Source organism: Sphaerospermopsis aphanizomenoides BCCUSP55 (assembly GCF_001586785.1).
Lineage (GTDB): Bacteria > Cyanobacteriota > Cyanobacteriia > Cyanobacteriales > Nostocaceae > Sphaerospermopsis_A > Sphaerospermopsis_A aphanizomenoides_A.
The window spans coordinates 19,654-37,621 of record NZ_LUFH02000017.1 but is presented as its reverse complement, the minus strand read 5'-3'; the positions used below and the strand labels follow the sequence as shown (position 1 = coordinate 37,621).

Annotated in this window: 18 protein-coding genes and 1 pseudogene; 9 read left to right on the top strand and 10 right to left on the bottom strand. The window is 39.4% G+C overall.

What is annotated here, in order from left to right:
- The first annotated feature begins 128 nt into the window (after positions 1 to 128).
- The gene (locus tag A0J48_RS06490; protein WP_200321420.1) at positions 129 to 662 is read left to right on the top strand and encodes a DUF4330 domain-containing protein; all 534 of its coding nucleotides are present in this window, start codon (positions 129 to 131) and stop codon (positions 660 to 662) included.
- Positions 663 to 928: 266 nt separating this feature from the next.
- Here A0J48_RS06490 and A0J48_RS06485 read toward each other — a convergent pair.
- Positions 929 to 1,054: pseudogene (locus tag A0J48_RS06485) on the bottom strand (alpha/beta fold hydrolase); the annotation flags it as partial.
- Positions 1,055 to 1,510: 456 nt separating this feature from the next.
- Between A0J48_RS06485 and A0J48_RS06480 the strand changes: the two are divergent.
- Together A0J48_RS06480 and A0J48_RS06475 are read left to right on the top strand one after the other, a co-directional pair.
- Complete coding sequence (locus A0J48_RS06480) at positions 1,511 to 2,101, top strand: hypothetical protein (RefSeq protein ID WP_234300759.1); 591 nt, start codon at positions 1,511 to 1,513, stop codon at positions 2,099 to 2,101.
- 139 nt (positions 2,102 to 2,240) lie between these two features.
- Positions 2,241 to 2,990: an armadillo-type fold-containing protein gene (locus tag A0J48_RS06475; RefSeq protein WP_200321416.1), complete on the top strand. Its 750-nt coding sequence runs from the start codon at positions 2,241 to 2,243 to the stop codon at positions 2,988 to 2,990.
- A 22-nt stretch (positions 2,991 to 3,012) separates the two neighbouring features.
- On the opposite strand, the gene ftsE is transcribed toward A0J48_RS06475, so the two are convergent.
- The 3 genes from ftsE to A0J48_RS06460 all read right to left on the bottom strand — a co-directional run bounded on the left by ftsE (position 3,013) and on the right by A0J48_RS06460 (position 7,157).
- The gene (gene ftsE, locus A0J48_RS06470; RefSeq protein WP_200321415.1) at positions 3,013 to 3,759 is read right to left on the bottom strand and encodes a cell division ATP-binding protein FtsE; all 747 of its coding nucleotides are present in this window, start codon (positions 3,757 to 3,759) and stop codon (positions 3,013 to 3,015) included.
- A gap of 253 nt (positions 3,760 to 4,012) precedes the next feature.
- Positions 4,013 to 4,777, bottom strand: a complete 765-nt coding sequence (locus A0J48_RS06465) for a WecB/TagA/CpsF family glycosyltransferase (protein WP_200321414.1) — start codon at positions 4,775 to 4,777, stop codon at positions 4,013 to 4,015.
- A 271-nt stretch (positions 4,778 to 5,048) separates the two neighbouring features.
- Positions 5,049 to 7,157, bottom strand: coding sequence for a S8 family serine peptidase (locus tag A0J48_RS06460; RefSeq protein ID WP_200321413.1), 2,109 nt, complete (start codon positions 7,155 to 7,157; stop codon positions 5,049 to 5,051).
- 249 nt (positions 7,158 to 7,406) lie between these two features.
- On the opposite strand from A0J48_RS06460, the gene A0J48_RS06455 reads away from it, so the two are divergent.
- The 3 genes from A0J48_RS06455 to grxD all read left to right on the top strand — a co-directional run bounded on the left by A0J48_RS06455 (position 7,407) and on the right by grxD (position 8,962).
- Positions 7,407 to 7,967, top strand: coding sequence for a hypothetical protein (locus tag A0J48_RS06455; protein WP_200321412.1), 561 nt, complete (start codon positions 7,407 to 7,409; stop codon positions 7,965 to 7,967).
- 134 nt (positions 7,968 to 8,101) lie between these two features.
- On the top strand, positions 8,102 to 8,338 hold the full coding sequence (locus tag A0J48_RS06450; RefSeq protein ID WP_200321411.1) for a BolA family protein: 237 nt from the start codon (positions 8,102 to 8,104) through the stop codon (positions 8,336 to 8,338).
- A gap of 300 nt (positions 8,339 to 8,638) precedes the next feature.
- Entirely contained in the window at positions 8,639 to 8,962 is a 324-nt protein-coding gene (gene grxD, locus A0J48_RS06445) for a Grx4 family monothiol glutaredoxin (protein WP_200321410.1), read from the top strand.
- Between the two features lie 375 nt (positions 8,963 to 9,337).
- Here the strand turns inward: grxD and A0J48_RS06440 are convergent, their stop codons facing one another.
- Positions 9,338 to 9,592: a DUF6761 family protein gene (locus tag A0J48_RS06440; protein ID WP_200321408.1), complete on the bottom strand. Its 255-nt coding sequence runs from the start codon at positions 9,590 to 9,592 to the stop codon at positions 9,338 to 9,340.
- 556 nt (positions 9,593 to 10,148) lie between these two features.
- On the opposite strand from A0J48_RS06440, the gene A0J48_RS06435 reads away from it, so the two are divergent.
- Entirely contained in the window at positions 10,149 to 10,919 is a 771-nt protein-coding gene (locus tag A0J48_RS06435; protein ID WP_200321406.1) for a response regulator transcription factor, read from the top strand.
- A gap of 171 nt (positions 10,920 to 11,090) precedes the next feature.
- On the opposite strand, the gene A0J48_RS06430 is transcribed toward A0J48_RS06435, so the two are convergent.
- Positions 11,091 to 11,858 carry an energy-coupling factor ABC transporter ATP-binding protein gene (locus tag A0J48_RS06430; protein ID WP_200321404.1) on the bottom strand — a complete coding sequence of 256 codons (768 nt, stop codon included), beginning with the start codon at positions 11,856 to 11,858 and terminating at the stop codon, positions 11,091 to 11,093.
- Positions 11,859 to 12,039: 181 nt separating this feature from the next.
- Positions 12,040 to 12,594: a hypothetical protein gene (locus A0J48_RS06425; RefSeq protein WP_200321402.1), complete on the bottom strand. Its 555-nt coding sequence runs from the start codon at positions 12,592 to 12,594 to the stop codon at positions 12,040 to 12,042.
- Between the two features lie 238 nt (positions 12,595 to 12,832).
- Between A0J48_RS06425 and A0J48_RS06420 the strand changes: the two genes are divergently transcribed.
- Both A0J48_RS06420 and A0J48_RS06415 read left to right on the top strand, forming a co-directional pair.
- A complete protein-coding gene (locus tag A0J48_RS06420; RefSeq protein WP_200321400.1) occupies positions 12,833 to 13,918 on the top strand; it encodes a PLP-dependent cysteine synthase family protein in 1,086 nt (361 codons plus the stop codon).
- 2 nt (positions 13,919 to 13,920) lie between these two features.
- Positions 13,921 to 15,225: a hypothetical protein gene (locus tag A0J48_RS06415; RefSeq protein WP_200321398.1), complete on the top strand. Its 1,305-nt coding sequence runs from the start codon at positions 13,921 to 13,923 to the stop codon at positions 15,223 to 15,225.
- On the opposite strand, the gene rppB is transcribed toward A0J48_RS06415, so the two are convergent.
- From rppB to A0J48_RS06400, 3 genes are all read right to left on the bottom strand, one after another.
- Positions 15,185 to 16,504: a two-component system sensor histidine kinase RppB gene (gene rppB, locus A0J48_RS06410; protein ID WP_200321396.1), complete on the bottom strand. Its 1,320-nt coding sequence runs from the start codon at positions 16,502 to 16,504 to the stop codon at positions 15,185 to 15,187. The genes A0J48_RS06415 and rppB overlap by 41 nt on opposite strands.
- 134 nt (positions 16,505 to 16,638) lie before the next feature.
- Positions 16,639 to 17,331, bottom strand: coding sequence for a two-component system response regulator RppA (gene rppA, locus A0J48_RS06405; RefSeq protein WP_200321394.1), 693 nt, complete (start codon positions 17,329 to 17,331; stop codon positions 16,639 to 16,641).
- A gap of 78 nt (positions 17,332 to 17,409) precedes the next feature.
- Positions 17,410 to 17,871: a DUF4079 domain-containing protein gene (locus A0J48_RS06400; protein ID WP_200321392.1), complete on the bottom strand. Its 462-nt coding sequence runs from the start codon at positions 17,869 to 17,871 to the stop codon at positions 17,410 to 17,412.
- Positions 17,872 to 17,968 lie beyond the last annotated feature (97 nt).

The following is a 17,968-nucleotide window of genomic DNA, read 5'->3' as shown; positions in this document are numbered from 1 at the left end:
TGTCCCAGCCATGATAAACTGTCGCATGACTGCACATTCCAGTCGGTTTGATTTGTTAACAAATAGATAAAATTACTACTTCCCTCTCAAACCTTCTTTGACTTTACTGTAACCTCAAAAAACTCGTTATGTCTATTTTAGATTCCAAAGGTCGCTTATTCGGCAAAATCAACTTACTTGATTTAGGTGCTGCCCTGGTAATATTACTAGTTATAATTGGCGTTTTTATATTTCCAGGAACTTCCGGTTCTGTGGCTCAAGTCGGTACAAAAACAGCACCTATAGAAGTAGACTTAGTCGTACGTGGTTTAAACGTCCGCGACCCTGAGCAGTTATTTAAACAAGGATTTAGCAAAGGCGGTAAAACAAATGTCATTATCCGCAATCAACCCTATGGTCAAATAGGAATTAAATCCATTCAACAATTAGAAAGAACCATCACTGTTCCTCAACCAGATGGCACAGTTAAAGAATTGCCAGATCCCAGAGCCAATAACTATAGTACAGATTTTCTCTTGACTTTAGAAGGCAAAGCTCAAGTTACCGACAACGGGCCAGTTTTAGGCAACAGTAAAGTCAAAATTGGGATGCCCTTTGAATTAGAAGGTTTTAACTATAACTTCAACGCTTCCGTCATTGATATTCGTTTAAAAGAACAATAAATTTTTGCTAATGGGCAATTGGTAATTGGTAAGCTTTCAGCCGTCAGCCATCAGCCATCAGCAAGGAAGAAGAAAACCATCAATAATAGGGGGTCTTGGCAACTTTTGGTGATCTTGGTTGGGAGAAGGCAGAAGGCAGAGGGCAGAAGGCAGAAGGAGGTGCAAGGTTTTTGAAGCCAGAGACACCAAAAGGGTGCATTTTGCTGTTGAATAAACCCACTCATTTAACTACACCAGACGGCTAAAACTGTTACCTGTTCCCTGCCTAACAAAGTTTCCCTGTCAGCTTTTTCACTTTTATCCTGCCAAGGTGAGCCAGTAGCTGTATAGTATACCATCTTACCTAGTGAGGTATTGATGGAACGTTGCTCAAATCCCAGTGGTTGCCACATAAGTATCCTGTATTAGTTTGTGTGATAATGGGCATTGGTAGCATCGAGGTGTTACCAAAATGCTGACTCATTCAGTACAAACTCCTCGCCCTGATTTATTATCTGCTAACTAACAACGGCAGTACCTCTGACCATTGTTTAGATTAAGCAAATGTAAAATCAGGAAACAATTTATGAAGATTTAGTGTGATTTTTCTAATCATACAAATAAATTATTCTGAAACTACTGTGCAATAAAGTTTTTTGATCAGACTGGTATTACAAGTATAATGAATACCGATGTGGGTTTTTATGGTAATCTATCAGAAAAATCACTGTTAACTTTGAGCGTTAAAGAAAAGATAACTGCAAAGCTCGCATCAATTAGCGTAATTGACTCTCATTTATTTGTATATGCATAAGTCAGAGCTTTTTATTGACATGGTTAGTGTTTAGGCAATGGTAAAGCGGGGTGTCATGGTCAATCAGCCTACTCTTCAATTAGAACAAGCACAAAAGCTGGAAAGCACTAAATTTCAGCTTGATAGATCTGATATACCCAACGAGATTGTCGCTTCAGACTCTCAAGATTTAGTTAATGAAGATATTGATGACGAGCAAGTAACTTTACCTAGATGTATTCGTCTCAACTTAGATAATTTGAAATCTTATGAAACGGTACACAATCAATTCAAACGCTTAGGCATAATTTTTCATAATTGTTTAGCTATACAGCCCTCAAATCCAGCATTTCCAAGGCATTCAGGAATCAACCTATTAATGGGATCTCCTAAAAGCGGATTGTTAGAGGTGACTTTTGTACGTCCTGTCAACTGGGTTAGTGCTTTAGTGACTAGCTCACAACGATTAGTCATTTATGCCTACGATGAAGAAGATAAATTACTGAACGAATCTGTTCTACCTACAGCCAATATCGTCAATTCTGGCTCAGACATACCCCCAAATACCATGTTATCCGTCTCAGCAAATTACATTAAAAAAGTTTGCTTCTGCGCCTTTGATGGTCACTTCACCCTGGATGAATTTAAATTTTGTTTTTCAACCTGACCTGAGCAGGTGACAGGGAAAGAAGAGGGTGTAGGGTGTAAGGTGTAGGAAAAGAACAATCTTTTGCTTTATTACCTTTTGCTACTGACAAGTGACTAATATTAATCAATGTAGTTTTGTAATTGAGTAGGTAATAACTGTGGCACAGGCTGTGTCTCCTTGGCGGCAATTAATTAATCAGCTTCCAGAGATTAAGACAGGAAGCCCAAAGCAGCGTAATTTAAAACGTTTTTATGAACCTGGAAGCATTCTTGCCTTCTTAACAATTATTGTTGCTATGCTGTTGTGGAACTGGAAGCTGTTGTTAGCACTTGCAGTTGGCATTTTAGTGATGCTCATAGCTTACTCAATTCCTAAATGGAATTGGCGCTTAAATTGGTTAGAAATACGTAAATTTTTAACCAGTGCTAACATTCGGTTAGCTTTAGCAGTTGCCAGCGGTGGAATTGCTACTGTTATTAGTTATATAGCTGCTGCAATTTGGGTTGACTCTCCAAGTCCTTGGCTGGCTGTTGGTGCTATTGTCCAAGGTTTGGGAACATTACTAACTTTAGTGTTATTGGTTTGGCAAATATTCAACCTTCAAGTTAACCGAGAAGAAGACTATCTCGATGAACTGTTAAACAATCTAGCAGAAACTGACTCTTTAAAGCGATTGCTTGCAGTGCGTCAGCTAACTAAATTTATTACGCGCAAACAGGTTGATCCTTCAGTACAGGAAGAAGTTGTGGAATGCTTGCGATTGCTATTGAGTAGAGAAGAAGAAGTTGTAATTCGTGAAGCGGCTTTAAATAGTTTGCAAACTTTAGATAAATTACCAATTTCAGCATCTAACCTTGGTAAACCTCTTGCACCTATATCTCAAAAAGTTAAACAAGAGATTGATTAGCTTTTCCCCTACACCCCACACCCTATTTTTTATACAATCGCCCATTTTTTACCTGTACCACTGGATGATTACACCGCCTGACTAGCTGTTCATCATGGGTAGTAACAATTACAGTCGCTCCAAAAGTATTTAATTTTTGGAGAATTTGTATTACTTGCCAAGAATTATCAGGGTCAAGGTTTCCCGTTGGTTCATCAGCTAACAGCAGTGGAGGAGTGGCAATAATTGCTCTGGCAATACTCACCCGCTGTTGTTCTCCCCCAGAAAGCTGATCAGGAAAGCGGTCAGCTTTAGACAGTAACCCTACTAATTTTAAAGTCGGTTCTAAGCGTCGTTGAATTTCTTTACGAGTGTAGCCTTGTGCTTGTAGTACAAAAGTTACATTTTCAGCTACTGTCCGTTGGGGAATTAATTTATAATCTTGAAACACAATACCGATACGACGACGCAGAAATGACAAGCGATCGCCCCGCAGATTTGCTACATTAATACCATCAACAATCACCTCTCCCTGAGTAGGTAACTCCTGACCATACAGCAATTTTAAAAAGGTCGATTTCCCAGAACCACTCGGACCAGTGATAAAAAGAAATTCTCCTTTTTTGATATCAATACTTACATCCAACAGAGCATGATAACCATTGATGTAAGTCTTGGACACAGAACGTAGTTCTACCATTGTCCCAGTCTGACTATTTTGCTGTTGACTCGGTGTATCTTCTTGATGAACAGAAGTATCCGTCTTTTCTGGAGTTGTTGATATTGGCATTGCTCAAATTTCCTCACAATTTACAACACCCAAAAGCAAAATACAAAATTCAAAATTCCAGGGAGCATCCCAAATGTGTAAGTTAATTTTTTTGACATCTGGCAATTGCTCCCAGGCTTGAGATGAATCAACCACAAAGAACGCATAGACGCGGAGCGGCTTCCCGCAGGGTAGGACACAAAGTTAAGAGGGTTTAAGAAACTGCTGGTTTTCGACCCCACCCCTATTCCCATATCCTGATTTCTGTTTTCAATTAACACTCAGCACCGTTGACATCTTTAGCAGTCAATCCATAAACAAAGGCTTTGAGCGCAAACTCAGGCAAAGCCAACATTCTGCGCCAGCGCCAAGGTTCTTGATATAAACGATATAACCATTCTAAATTGTTATCTGCCAGCCAATGGGGAGCGCGAGTTTTTATACCTGACCAAATATCGAAACTACCACCAACACCTATCCAAATAGCTTGGTTACACAAATGACGGTTTTTCGCAATCCACAACTCTTGACGTGGCACTCCTAAACCAACAAATATCACTTGTGGCTGCAACTGAGTTAGGGTTTGCTTGAATATTTCCTCTTCTTCCGGGGTGTGATAGCCGGAATGAGTGCCTACTATATTGAGATTTGGAGCTTGTTGCTGCCAAAATTCGGCTGCGGTCTCCGCTACTCCTGGCGCTCCTCCATAGAAAAATACTTTGGTGGGTGTTTTCTCCTGACTAATTTGTTTTAACAGGTTTTCTGCCAATTCAATTCCTGGACAACGTTGTACTTTTTTCCGCAAAAAACATTGCAAATAAAGTACAACCCCTGCTCCATCTGGAATCACTAGATCAGCTTTTTGAATCACTTCTGCTAGGGATAGATTTCGCTCTGCTTGCATACTCATTTCTGCATTGAGCGTGACTACATGAGTCCCTTTCCCTTGTTTTATGCATTCTAATAACCAGTTTTGATAGTTTGTCATCAGATGAACTGGTAAGCCCAACACTGAAAATTTTTGAGGCGATTTATACATAGCCTGTCATTAATTAGACTCACACCGAATATATAGAAGCTTAGTCTATCAAATTTTTTCCCAGGTGGACTGTAGATATCAGATCAAATTGCTCTTGCCCCCTGCACCCTGCACCCTGCACCCTAGAGTACCGAGTACCGAGTACCGAGTACCGAGTACCGAGTACCGAGTGGTTGACTCGTCTTCTTGTCACTACTTATGACTCATCGCTCGTTACTTGTCTGTCCCCTACACCCTACACCCTACACCCTACACCCTACACCCTGCCCCCTCAATGCCCATACCCTATCACCAATTCCCAACCATTAATTCTCCCCACATCTTCAGGTGAATAATCAATCACTTGTAGTTGCCAACGTCCCTTAGCTGGTAGAGAAAGTAATTGTTTGAGAACAGGATGCGATCGCACTGTATAAGTCCTATCTAATTGCGTCTGTCTTCCCAGAGTCCGACTTTGGATTAAAACTTGCTGATTATTAGGCGCAATTAAATAAATTTCTAAGTCTCCCAAAAAATCGTGAGAGATATTCACTTTCACTTGAATATCTGTCACAGTTACATTTTCGTTAACAGCGATCGCACTCCTAATTCCTCGTCGATCAAAATCAGGAATCACAACCTGGCTTTTATTCTCAGCCCGTAATTCTTTAGTAGGACTTGATGCTGATACACGCAATTGCTGTGCTGCACGTACAGCCTTAGCAGCATTCACCTTACCATAACCAAACCAGATGCAATGACCACTACTATCATAAGTGCCTCCACGTAAACCTAGTTGTGGATCAGCATCAGGATCAACAATTTTATCAGTTGTTTCTTGTAAAATGCGATTTACTTCTTGCGCTGTCAAATCAGGATTAGCTGACAAAATTAACGCCGCTACACCAGCAACTACAGGAGTCGCACTAGAAGTACCACCGAAATTATTAGTGAAATTACCCCGATCATAACCAGCAACCCCCAACTGGTCTGTACTTAACATTCCCAACCCAGAAAGAGAAGTAGTAATTGTCGGTTGTGTGTAAACAAAACCCGTTTCCTGAAACCACATTCCCGGAGGAGCATTGTTACTCGGCGCACACACAGAAATATTTTCTCCCCAATTACTATAAGCAGCTTTTTTATTCATACTAGTAGAAGCCGCCACAGCAATTACATCTGGGTGAATAGCAAAACCACTTAACCAAGTTGTCTTACCTTCTAAAATATTCTTCGGCCAATTTTTCTCACTGACAATTCCATCAATTGGGCGGTTAGCATTGCCAGCAGCAAATATAATCACACATCCTTTCCCATTACGTCCTTGAGTAGCAGCGCGAGTAATTGCTGCCTTTTGACGCAAAGACAAGGGAAAATAAACAGCAGAAGCTCCCCAACTACAAGAAATTACACTAGCACCTTTCTCAATTGCCCAATTAAATATATCCTCAATAGATTCATCATCTAAATATCCCGTGGTGCGAATTGGCATCAAGGCACAACCGGGAGCAACACCAACAATTCCTGTACCATTTTCTTCTGCGACAGCTATTCCTGCACAAGCAGTACCGTGACTAGTTTCCTTTTCTCCAGGTAAAGGTAAAAAATCATTTTCTTTCAAGTCTCTGGGAGCGACAACTTTGCCCATACCTTGAAAATCTGGGTGATTCAAATCAAAGGAATCATCAACTACTGCCACAACTACAGAACGAACTCCGCGAGTAATATCCCAAGCTTGTTCTACAGAAATATGAGAACCGACTTCCAAGAGATTACCGCTATTGTGATTCAGATACCATTGTTGGGGATAGAGAGAATCATTGGGTTTGTAATGTGGTTCTTGCTGAATGAAAATATTGGGTTCAGCCGCTAAAACTTCTGGGAGTCCTTGCAGGTGATTCGTAATTTTAATAGGGTTTTCTGTTGCTTGTTTGCTAATGAGAAATATAAATGTATTAGGTAGACCTAAAACTGGTTGATTTTCAATTAAACTAAATGTAGTTGCTATAGTATTAATTTTGGCAGAGTCTACCCAAGTAGCAAATTGAATCGTAATTTGGTCACTTAAATAAACATAAGTGCCTGGATTATCTTTAAACTTGTAAACATGACTACCAAAAGCTACTTTTTCATCAGCCCGTGCTTGAGAAATGGCCACCTCTAACTGGTTTGGTTCAACAGTGAATACTTCTAGTTTTGCTCTGGGGATTGTACGCCGCCAAACACTACCAGCAACCTGAGAAAGTTGTCCCAGCGAAACGTTATCATTTAGACGGATGGTGAAACGATCCAAAACCTTTTCTAAAATTAACTCTTCACCACCACGTTGTAAAACTTCTCCCAAACTGCTTACGGGTACACCTGTGGTTTGATAATCAGACAAACTGATGCGATCGCTCATAGATTAATTAATGTTTTAATTATGGAACTATATTCCAACGATTTCCAGTCTAAATCAGAGAAAGTTATCTCAGCGAATAGGGAACAGGGAACAGATCAGACACTGACAACCGACAACTGACGACTTTTCCACCCTGATGTCAACTCTGTTAGCTTTTTCCCATCTGCTTTGTTGTATCTGAAACAAACCGAGTTAAGATACCTGAAGTTTGGATAAATTTTTTAGAGACTTGTTACACTAATTCACCTCATGAACCTTGCTGCTACTTCTCTATCACTCATAGCAGTCCTTGGCCTGCTATCACCTGTGCAGGCTCAGGTAGCACAGTTACCCACCGCAAACCAAGCACAACCTATTGATGGTAATGACCCTAACACCCTGCGTCCTACCAGCCAAAATAACAGTATCTTAAGCATGGCAGGTGGCGATCGCTTGATGAAAGAAGCAGAACAAGCTGTTTCCGGTCAAAACTACAACTTAGCTGCTAAAAAACTCCAAGAAGCACGTCAAGTTTATAATCAGCTATCTAATTTCTACCAAGACTTAAACGCCAGTTTCGCCGGGATTGACATTAGAATCTCTGATGTCCTCCGGAAAAATGCCCTAAATACTGCCCAAAAGCGAGATGAAGCGACTTATCAGTTAGCATTAGTACATCGCGCCTTAAATCAACCAGAACTGGCAGTGCCGTTATTGATTCAAATTATTAAGAGTCAAAACCCTACACGGGAATTAGGCAAAAAAGCCTATCAACAACTTTTTGAATTAGGCTTTGTAGATACAGCCTATCCACGACAAGGTTCAAAATAGGGAGTAGAGTGTAGGGAAGCAGGCATAATGGGTAGGCTGGGTGAGCAGAATAAAAATAACTATTCTCATATTCCCTGTTCCCTATTCCCTGTTCCCTGATAATAATAGAGAAGTAAGTTTTTTCAGGAATTGCGATGATTAGTCCGCAGCAGGTTGAGGAAATGATCAAGGCGGAACTGCCTGATGCAGAAGTTCAAGTGCAAGACTTGACTGGTGGTGGTGATCACTATCAGGTGACAGTAGTTTCATCGCAGTTTGCAGGTAAGAAACTTGTCCAACAACACCAGTTAGTTTATGGTGCATTGCGGCAAGCTATGTCAACTGAAGCAATTCATGCCTTGGCTCTCAAAACATCCACTCCCACCACTTGACAAGCAATAAAATAATTTTAGATTTGCAATATTAGATTTTGAAGTGAGAATAAAAAACCTTCATTTCACAAATCAAAATCTAAAAATTTTATTCAACCAGGGATTTTAGATTGAAGAAGCCAATTGTGGATTGATTTGTAGTAAAAGCCAAGATGATTAAAACATCAGCAGATAGCAAAACTAAGAGCTAAACAAACTTTCAACTCTGTCAAGATGCACCTGCTCTTATCCAATCAATCCCACATCTAAAATCCAAAATAGGTTGACTTTTGAATCTTAGCAACAAGGAAGTAAAAAACCATGACTCCAGAACTCAAAGAGAAAATTGATAACTTGGTACAACAAAACAAGATTATGGTTTTCATGAAGGGAAACAAGTTAATGCCTCAATGTGGTTTCTCTAACAATGTTGTCCAGATCCTCAATACATTGGGAGTTCCTTTTGAAACAGTTGACGTTCTCTCTGACCATGAAATTCGTCAAGGCATTAAAGAATATTCTGACTGGCCAACAATTCCTCAAGTTTACATTGATGGTAAATTTGTTGGCGGTTCTGATATTTTGATTGAAATGTATCAAAGTGGCGAATTGCAGGAACTGGTGGAAGTCACACTAGCTTCCTAAAATATTATAGCCGGTGACAGGTGACTCTAGACAGGTGACTCCAGTTAAAAGGCTTTTAGGGTCTAGGTTTTATCATCTGTTGATGTCCTAAACACCTTGACTGTTGCTATAAATTTTTTCTATTTTAATTGTCCATGAAAATGAGGTATATACCATTTTCAGGGGCTTTTTTTATATAACAGTTTATACTCACAACTCATGATTTTACAATACAATCCAAAAATCCCCTCAGTCGCATAACACTAAGGGGATGTTCTTCTTGTATATAGTGTTTCCAAAATTTTCTACCGTTGGATACAGTTGACCAATACAAAAATTGTGCTATGATCTTCTGCGGCAATGTACGGTAGCAACAAATAGACGGGTAAACTGTCTTTAGTAGTAGCCGTGCTGTCGTTCTGGCTCCGGCTGTGCCATAACAAAGTTTGATGCATCGTACAAGTAGCGGCCTGCTTCCTCTTCTAGACGATGAATCAGATAAGGTTCTATGGCGTTACTTTGTCGCAGTGCGGCTAGATATCCATCCAAATACATCCGCATATCATCCATGCGATAACCGCGATTCCATAGCTCGACGAAGGCGTCTGTAAGTCTTTGGTAATATCGGATGGTTTGTGTGTCTTGGAGCATAACTGCTGTTTTACTCTCTTTGGAATGAGAATTGTAAATGATTTACGCTTGAAAGTGAAGTAGAACTTCTTTCTTAAGTATTAACCCAAAGTTAAGATTGTGACGTTGGGTTTGACCCCCCAGCAGCTAAGAACTGAATTAGATCCTATTCTAGAAATCCCCGCAGAAGATGGTTTGGTAAACTATTTTTATGATTTCGCCTTTGAATAGGGTGATTTAATGGTTAGCGGACAAGCAGAACCTAGTAATAACAAATGCAATTTGCCTACATTTTGAGCTTGACAGAATTAGTCCAGCTAATGAGCTAGGTTAATTCAGGATTGTTTATTTAGTCTACTATACTCCTCCTGGAGGATGTAAGATTAGCGAAAAAAAAATTGTTAATTTTGCCAAAAAAATTCATCAATCACAGACGGGCAAAGGCAAAATTAAATTTATTGCAAGATTTTATATGGTTAAATGTAAAGATAATAGCAATTGAAGTAACAAAGACTACAAAACCTTAAGCTTGAGCTTGTTAATTTGAGAGTCATCGACGCTAAGGGGTCTTGCCACTGTGGGTTCGGTTTGTATTGAAATCGTTGAGGGGAATCCCCATCTGAGGTCGTTGCTGGGTTGGCACTTGCAACAGCTGGAATACCGAGTACATCAAGCCGCCAGTATTTATCAAGCAAGGGAAGTTTTTTTAAGCCACCAACCAACCCTAGTCATTCTAGATGCGGATTTATCAGATGGTGACGGCATTGAATTTTGTCGTTGGTTAAATCGTCAGCAACAGCCTCTAATTCTGATGCTATCTGCTCGAAACAATGAAGCAGATGTAGTTGCTGGTTTAAAAGCAGGAGCCGATGATTATTTAAGCAAACCTTTTGGGATGCAAGAATTTCTGGCTAGAGTGGAAGCGTTAATCCGTCGCAAGCGCACACCTACAGCACCAGCTTATTTGGATTATGGCACTTTACAAATTGATTTAATACAGCGCCGTGTCCGATTCCAAGGGGAGTTTATTGATTTAACACCCCAAGAATTTAGTTTGCTGTATGTTCTAGCGCAAGCTGGGGGAGTACCTTTGAGTAGATCGGAATTATTGCGTCGCGCTTGGCCTGATGCTATTGATAATCCTCGTACCATTGATACTCATGTTTTATCACTGCGAAAAAAAGTGGAACTTGATCCGCGTCAACCCAGTTTAATTCAAACTATCCGCAATGTCGGATATAGATTTAATATGGAAATTTTGAACGCCAATGTTCCACAATCACAAACAAAGTTAGCGAAAGAGAGATTCAGTAATCCACGTTCTACCCTTGCTACTCAAAGTTCTTAGGTACAGGGTGTAGGGTGTAGGGTGTAGGGTGTGGAAAGTCGATTTTCCCAATTACCAAAAAAAACGGGTTAAAAGCCTCCCCTTTAAAGGGGAAAAACAAAAAACTTATTCCTTGTTCAATCCTCTTGATTGATAAACAGGTAATACTTTTGACTTTTGACTTTTGAACAATTACCATTCCTCTGATGCTTGATGTTCTGCTTGGGTTAAGCTGGCTTTTAATTCGTGCCAGTTGATCTGGGACGCAGGTTGATTCGCTAAGATTTGACCTTGCTGGAGATGTAATAAGCGATTACAAAATTCTTGGATTAGGTCTAATTGGTGATTTACCATCAAAATAGCTGTTTTAAAGGGTTGTTCAGGGGCTTGAGTGAGTTCACATAGGATGTACATCAAACGGGAAGCTTTACCAGGGTCTAAGGCGGCAATAGGCTCGTCTAGCAGTAAAATTTTGGGTTGGATGACTAAGGCACGGGCGATCGCCACTAATTGTTTCTGTCCGGCTGAAAGCTGTACTTCAGTTCTTGCTAACCATTCATCAGGAATTTGCAGTTTTTCTTGCCAATAACCGACTTGTTCCTGAATTTTCTGTTTAGACCAGCCGCGCAAAACTAAAGGATAAGCCAAGGCTTCCCGAACTGTCATCCCCAACAATTTAGATTCTTGCTGTACAAGTGTCACCTCCTGACGTAGCTTAATGACAGGAATTTGGTGATACTCTTGGTTTTCTAAATAGATTTTACCGCTGGTAGGTTCATTTAAACGATTGATGAGACGCAACAAAGAAGTTTTGCCAGCACCAGCAGTACCAACAATAGTAATGCGATCGCCAGGAAATACTTCAAAAGAAATATCCTGTAAAATTGGGTATCCTGGCAGATTATTTTGAACTTGACTTTTCAGTCTCGTAAACAGATTAACTTGCTCTAGCCTGAGCATCGGTGTAAGGGTGTGGGGTGTAGGGTGTAGGGTGTAGGGTGTAAGGGAAGCAGGGGAAGCAGGGGAAGCAGGGGAAGCAGGGGAAGCAGGGAGCAGGGAGAAAAGAGTTATTTAATTTTGACTTTTGACTTTTGACTTGATTTTGCCCAATGCCCAATGACTACTGACTAATGACTAATGACTAATAACCAATTGCTGTATTAATAGTCCAAGCGTCTACCAATAACAGTAACAGAGTACAACAGAATAAAATCACATACATCCAAGGTTGGGCTAAAGGGCGAACATCTGTAGTATCAATGCCTGTTTTTGCTTGAACGATATTCACTAATCTGTTAAAACCAGCTACACGCATGGGTAATAAATAAGCTTTTCCGTCTTGGCTCAGAAAATAATACACTAAACCTCCTTGACCTGTAGTGCGGGGTTTTAAGCTTTTGACATCTGACCAAGCTAAAGACCAACCTTTACGAAAAAAGCGCGGAACCCACCCAGGATAGGTAACTTGAATTTCCTGGTCATTTATCATCACTCTTTCCGTCAACACCGCATATAGTCCTACAAAACCAATGCTAATTCCTACCCACAATAATGTAGGTGGTGTGGGTGCTTTGGTGACTTCCGCTAAAAAGGGTAAGGGAACTGTCAAGGCTACATATAAAGTTAACAGAGTAATTCTAATCAAGGGAGACAAGCGAAAAACAGAAGTTGAAGTATTGGTTGAGTTTGCTGTCACGGCTCGATTTTCATGATTTTTCTTTCTTATTCTAAACAAAAATTTGGGTGACAGGTGACAGGTGATAGGTGACAGGTGACAGTAAAGAAGGAATAGGTAATAGTGATTTGATGATCAATCACCAATTACCAATCTAAAATCCAAAATCCAAAATCTAAAATTGCATCACCCATCTATTTCATCTTGATTTCATTTTGAGTTGGCATCTTGAGAGATGAACAGTATTGAGCTAATAAAAATGCTTATTTACTCTCCAGAACCAAGCTTTAGAACCAGCTTACCAGCATCACCCCTATTTGCAACGGTGACAGAAGCATTAGGTAAAGTTCCTATTGTCCGGTTAAATAAAATTCATCCAATTTGTCAACATCATCATTTATATCTAAAATTAGAATCTTGCAATCCCGGTGGCAGTATTAAAGAAAAAAATGCGGCTTATCTTGTGGCGGAAGCCGAAAAACAAGGTTTATTAATGCCAGGAGGTACAATTGTTGAATCTAGTTCTGGTAACTTTGGCATTGGGTTAGCAATTGTGGGTGCAACTAAAGGTTACAGGGTGATGATTGTCATTGATGCTAAAACTCCTGTAACTATGCGAAGGATGCTCACTGCTTATGGTGCAGAACTTGTTGAAGTGCCTTTGAGTGCTGCTGATGCTCAAGGTTCAATGCAGGTAGCAAGAATGGTAAAAGCCCAGGAATTAGCTGCTAATATTCCCGGTGCTTGGTATCCTTGTCAACATAAAAATCCTACTAATACTGATGCCCATGAAATCTGGACTGCACGAGAAATTGAATCTGCTTTCGGTGGTGCGCCAGATGCTATAGCAGTTGGTGTGAGTACAGCCGGACAATTAGGTGGTATTAGTCGCTACTTTAAAAGGTATTATCCCCAAACCAGAATTATTGGTGTAGATGTGGCTGGATCGGCAATTTTTGGTACACCCAGACACCCCTATAAGATGACTGGACTGGGTTTGTCCTTCGTTCCCCCCAATTTTGACCCGCAAGTGTTAGACGCTGCTTATAACGTGGATGATGCTTTGGCGTTTTCAGTTTGTCATGCTTTGGCTAAACAGGAAGGAATGCTGTTAGGTGCTTCCACTGGTGCAATTGTCGCCGCTGCTTTAGCGGATGCCCAAAGGTTCACTCAACCTCAAACTATGCTGTTACTAAATCCTGATCGGGGCGATCGCTATTTAGAAACAGTTTATAACGCCGATTGGTTAACAGCACACAATATCGACATCCTGCAAAATGGCAATTTGCTCACAGCAATTGCTAACCTGCTACCTGTACCATTGGATATTCTCGGTAGGAAGTAGAAGTGAAATTACAAGAACCGCAAATTCAAAAAGTGAATTTAGGGACTTTATGGCGGGAATTTTTGCCTTTATCCCTGAGTGATGTGACTATGGCCTGTGGTGATCCAATGATGACTACTACTTTAGCTCATCTTCCTGATGCTCAGGTGAATATAGCGGCTGTAGGTACGGCTAAGTCTTTGGCAATATTTTTTGAAAGTCCGATTATTATGATTCTGCACGCTGCTAATGCTTTAGCCGGTTCGCAAGATTCACGCAAAGCATTATGGCGATTTACATTATTTGCAGGTGCAGGACTAAGTTTTTTATTAGGTTTGTTAGGAATACCTGTCATATTTAATTCTGTTGGCTTGAGTTTGTTGGGTATTCCATCGGCAATGTTGGCTACAGTTAGTCAGGTGTTATTAATAGCTTGTGGTTGGCCATTTGCGATCGCCTGGCGGCGTTATTTCCAGGGATTATTAATTTATCATGGTCAGTCCCGCGCTGTTGCCAAAGCCAGTATTTTCAGGTTATTAACATTAGCAGTAATTCTCAGCATCGGATTTTTATTACAAATATCTGGAGGTGTACTTGCTGGAATTGCCCTGATCGGTGGTGTGATCGTCGAAGCTATAGCTGTCACAATTTTTGCACATCGAAGTGGAGCAAGCATACCACCAGAAACAGTTACCCAACCCAATTTACCCCGAAATTTAGCACAGGTGTGGAAATTCTATTTACCCTTAGCTAATTCTATGATGGTGGTTTGGGGAGGAAGGGCGATATTAATTAGCATTCTTGCCCGTGCTAAAGATGCTACAGTTGCGATTGCTGCTTGGTCTGCTGCATGGGGACTGGTGTTAGTAATTGCCAATTCTACCCGCATGGTACAGCAAATTGTGATTAAATATCGTCATCAAGTGAGCGATCGCCAATTATTGACTTTTGCTATTAGTGTCGGTAGTGCTTGTTCTGCTTTATTATTATTGATGAGTGTAACACCTGTAGGCGATCGCATCGTTGAAAGTTTTATCGGTAATGATCTGACTCTAGCTAATAGCATCAAACCAGTAATTTTAATCTGTACCATTGTCCCATTATTGGTAGCATTACAAAATGCCACTCAGGGTTTTTTAGTCAGTGAAAGTCGCACAGGTCATGTGAATCTTTTTACTTGGTTAGGAACAGGAACTTTATTAATAATTGCCAGTTTCGCTATTAATAACGGTCTCAATGGTGCGACCTCAGCCGCTATTGCTATGATCACATCAATGATAGTAGAAGTTAGTTGTTTACTTTGGAAACGAGTGGCAAAATCACGGTAAATATAGTACCGATATCAACCCGACTTTCTACTTCTAATTTGCCTTTGTGCATTTGCACAATTGCCAAAGCAATCGCTAAACCTAACCCCGAACCACCAGTCTTGCGAGAACGATCAGTATTGACTCGATAAAATCGCTCAAAAATGTGGGGAATGTCAGCAGCAGGAATACCAATTCCTGTATCTGTAATAGTCATTATACCTTGATAACCATTGGCTGAGAGATTAATTTTTACTTCCCCACCCATGGGTGTATATTTAATGCCATTATTCACTAAATTTAATAACAAACGATAAATTTGACTTTCATTACCTTGAATATAAACATAATATTTCTCAGGAATATTACTGGATAATATAACTTCTGCTTCCATTGCCATTGGCATTAATTCTTCTTCAACAACTTCCACTAAATCATTTAAACAAATTTGTTGCCATTTGGCTTCTTGTAATCCACTTTCTAATCTAGATAAGAGTAATAAATCCTGTGTCAATATGATTAATCTGTTGATTTGTCTTTGCAGAGCTTGTTTAGTTTCTGGTTGAATTGAATTAGTTTCAACTATTGTTTGTAAAGATGAAATAGGAGTTCTTAATTCATGGGCAGCATCAGCCGTAAATTTTTGTAATTGTTGATATGATTTTTCAATTGGTTGCATAGCTAAACCTGCTAACCACCAACCCGCACCACCAATTATGATCATAGAAAAGGGAATACCCAATCCTAATAACCAATGTAAACTATTCATATAATGATTTAATCTTTGTATTGAGCGTCCTACTTGTAAATAACCCCATAATTGATTATCATGAATGACCAAAGGCATTAAATGTAAATGATATAACTCACTCTGACGATTTGTGATATCATAGGAATAATTGAGATCAATATTATTAGGAAACTCATCGGGAGAATTATAAAAAGCAGCAATAGCTTCACCATTTAAATTTAATAATCTAACATAATGACCATCTGACAATAGACTCATCACTGAGGATTCAGAGTTGATTTCTGCACAGGATTGTTTTTTAAAACAAATTTCTGGTAAAGAATTTTTAATATTAAAAGGTAAAACTCCTGGAATATGTAACTGAGGTTTCAACTTATCTTCAAATATTCTTCCTAAAACTTCTAATTCACGGTCAATAGTGCGGGTAAAAGCTTTAACCATCACAATATGAGCGCCATAACCACATATTAATAAAGTTGCACCCATAACCCCCGCATAAGTAATAGCCAACTTAAACCGCGAATAGTCAAAAATAAAATTATAATCCATAAACAATATATTATAAATCTATTATCCACAAAAAATATTCATATACTCATTTTTCCGTAAACTTTGTGTCTGAAGAAATTAGTTAAAAAAAATCAATTATCAATTATCAATTATCAATTATCAATTATCAATTATCAATTATCAATTATCAATTTATAACCCAAACCCCGGATAGTTTCGATTGCTTTGGGAAAACCACATTCTGATAATTTGCGTCTTAGTAATCTTACCTGTGCAGCCACAACATTACTCACATTATCACTTTCAAAATCCCAAAGTCTGGCGCGAATTTGGTCATGGGTGAGTATTTGTTGGGGATGCTGCATCAAATATTCTAGAAGTTGAAATTCTTTAGCTGTGAGGATAATAGGTGAATAATTATCTCTTTCTACATTCACAACTGAAAAATTACTATAATTCAACATTAAACCACCTACTTGTAATTGTGGTGGTTGAAAATTTGGCAATCGTCGTTGTAATGCTCGAACTCGCGCTAATAATTCCTCCATGCCAAAGGGTTTGATAAGATAATCATCTGCTCCTGCATCTAAACCTGTTACACGGTCATTCATACTATCCTTGGCCGTTAATAACATAACTGGCAATTGATTTTTCTGCGCTCTTAATTTTATACACAATTCCAATCCTGACAACTTTGGTAACATCCAATCTAAAATGGCAATTTCATATCTTGAAGGTACAGCATTCAAATAATCCCAAGCCGTCTCTCCGTCTTCCGCCCAATCTACTATATAATCACGCTTAATTAGGGCATGATAAATGCTACTTCCTAAATCTTGTTCGTCTTCAACTAATAACAAACGCATAGGTGAGAATTAAAACTAAAAAATTTAAAATCCCTATTTATTTTACCTGTTGCTTTTGCCTGATTACCAATTACCCAACTATGGTAAATACTTCTGTACAACACTCCAACCAGTGAGAGATACCCAAGCAAAACCTGCAAATAAAACAATATTCAAACTAATATGTAAAGGTCTAGCCCAAGGTTTTCTGGCACTAATTTGAGTGGCGCTAAAAGCCGATATTAAAACCAAAGCTACGACTATCAACCCAGCCACTAAGTGTGAAGAGTGACCTAAGGAACCAAAATGTCCTAAAGTGCCAACAATGCCAATGGCTAGAAGTAGTAAGACCAGACTAACCATAGTGATACCGATGGTGTAATGAAAAGTTTTGATTATGTTATTGACGCTTGGTAATACCACACCTATAGGAGAACGTCCTGTATTTCTCACTTGCCATAACCAGAAACCAGTCATACCTAAAAAAGCATAGGCTAAAATTGACAACCCCATAGACCAGGCGGCTATTTTCCATAACCATAAGAAAGAAGGTAGGTGCATAGTAGAAAATTAAAAATTCAAAATGAAAAAAGGAGTATGGCTTACGCCACCCTGCGCGAACGCTATCAGGAGTTCTCAATTTTGGATTTTGGATTTT

What these genes read in the sequence shown, in the direction of transcription:
- rppA (WP_200321394.1), bottom strand. Translation starts at nt 17,331, where the DNA reads ATGCGTTTGTTATTAGTTGAAGACGAACAAGATTTAGGAAGTAGCATT.
- A0J48_RS06400 (WP_200321392.1), bottom strand. Translation starts at nt 17,871, where the DNA reads ATGCACCTACCTTCTTTCTTATGGTTATGGAAAATAGCCGCCTGGTCT.
- ftsE (WP_200321415.1), bottom strand. Translation starts at nt 3,759, where the DNA reads ATGCCAATATCAACAACTCCAGAAAAGACGGATACTTCTGTTCATCAA.
- A0J48_RS06465 (WP_200321414.1), bottom strand. Translation starts at nt 4,777, where the DNA reads ATGTATAAATCGCCTCAAAAATTTTCAGTGTTGGGCTTACCAGTTCAT.
- A0J48_RS06455 (WP_200321412.1), top strand. Translation starts at nt 7,407, where the DNA reads ATGAACCTTGCTGCTACTTCTCTATCACTCATAGCAGTCCTTGGCCTG.
- A0J48_RS06420 (WP_200321400.1), top strand. Translation starts at nt 12,833, where the DNA reads ATGCTTATTTACTCTCCAGAACCAAGCTTTAGAACCAGCTTACCAGCA.
- A0J48_RS06460 (WP_200321413.1), bottom strand. Translation starts at nt 7,157, where the DNA reads ATGAGCGATCGCATCAGTTTGTCTGATTATCAAACCACAGGTGTACCC.
- A0J48_RS06490 (WP_200321420.1), top strand. Translation starts at nt 129, where the DNA reads ATGTCTATTTTAGATTCCAAAGGTCGCTTATTCGGCAAAATCAACTTA.
- A0J48_RS06440 (WP_200321408.1), bottom strand. Translation starts at nt 9,592, where the DNA reads ATGCTCCAAGACACACAAACCATCCGATATTACCAAAGACTTACAGAC.
- A0J48_RS06480 (WP_234300759.1), top strand. Translation starts at nt 1,511, where the DNA reads ATGGTCAATCAGCCTACTCTTCAATTAGAACAAGCACAAAAGCTGGAA.
- A0J48_RS06450 (WP_200321411.1), top strand. Translation starts at nt 8,102, where the DNA reads ATGATTAGTCCGCAGCAGGTTGAGGAAATGATCAAGGCGGAACTGCCT.
- rppB (WP_200321396.1), bottom strand. Translation starts at nt 16,504, where the DNA reads ATGGATTATAATTTTATTTTTGACTATTCGCGGTTTAAGTTGGCTATT.
- grxD (WP_200321410.1), top strand. Translation starts at nt 8,639, where the DNA reads ATGACTCCAGAACTCAAAGAGAAAATTGATAACTTGGTACAACAAAAC.
- A0J48_RS06430 (WP_200321404.1), bottom strand. Translation starts at nt 11,858, where the DNA reads ATGCTCAGGCTAGAGCAAGTTAATCTGTTTACGAGACTGAAAAGTCAA.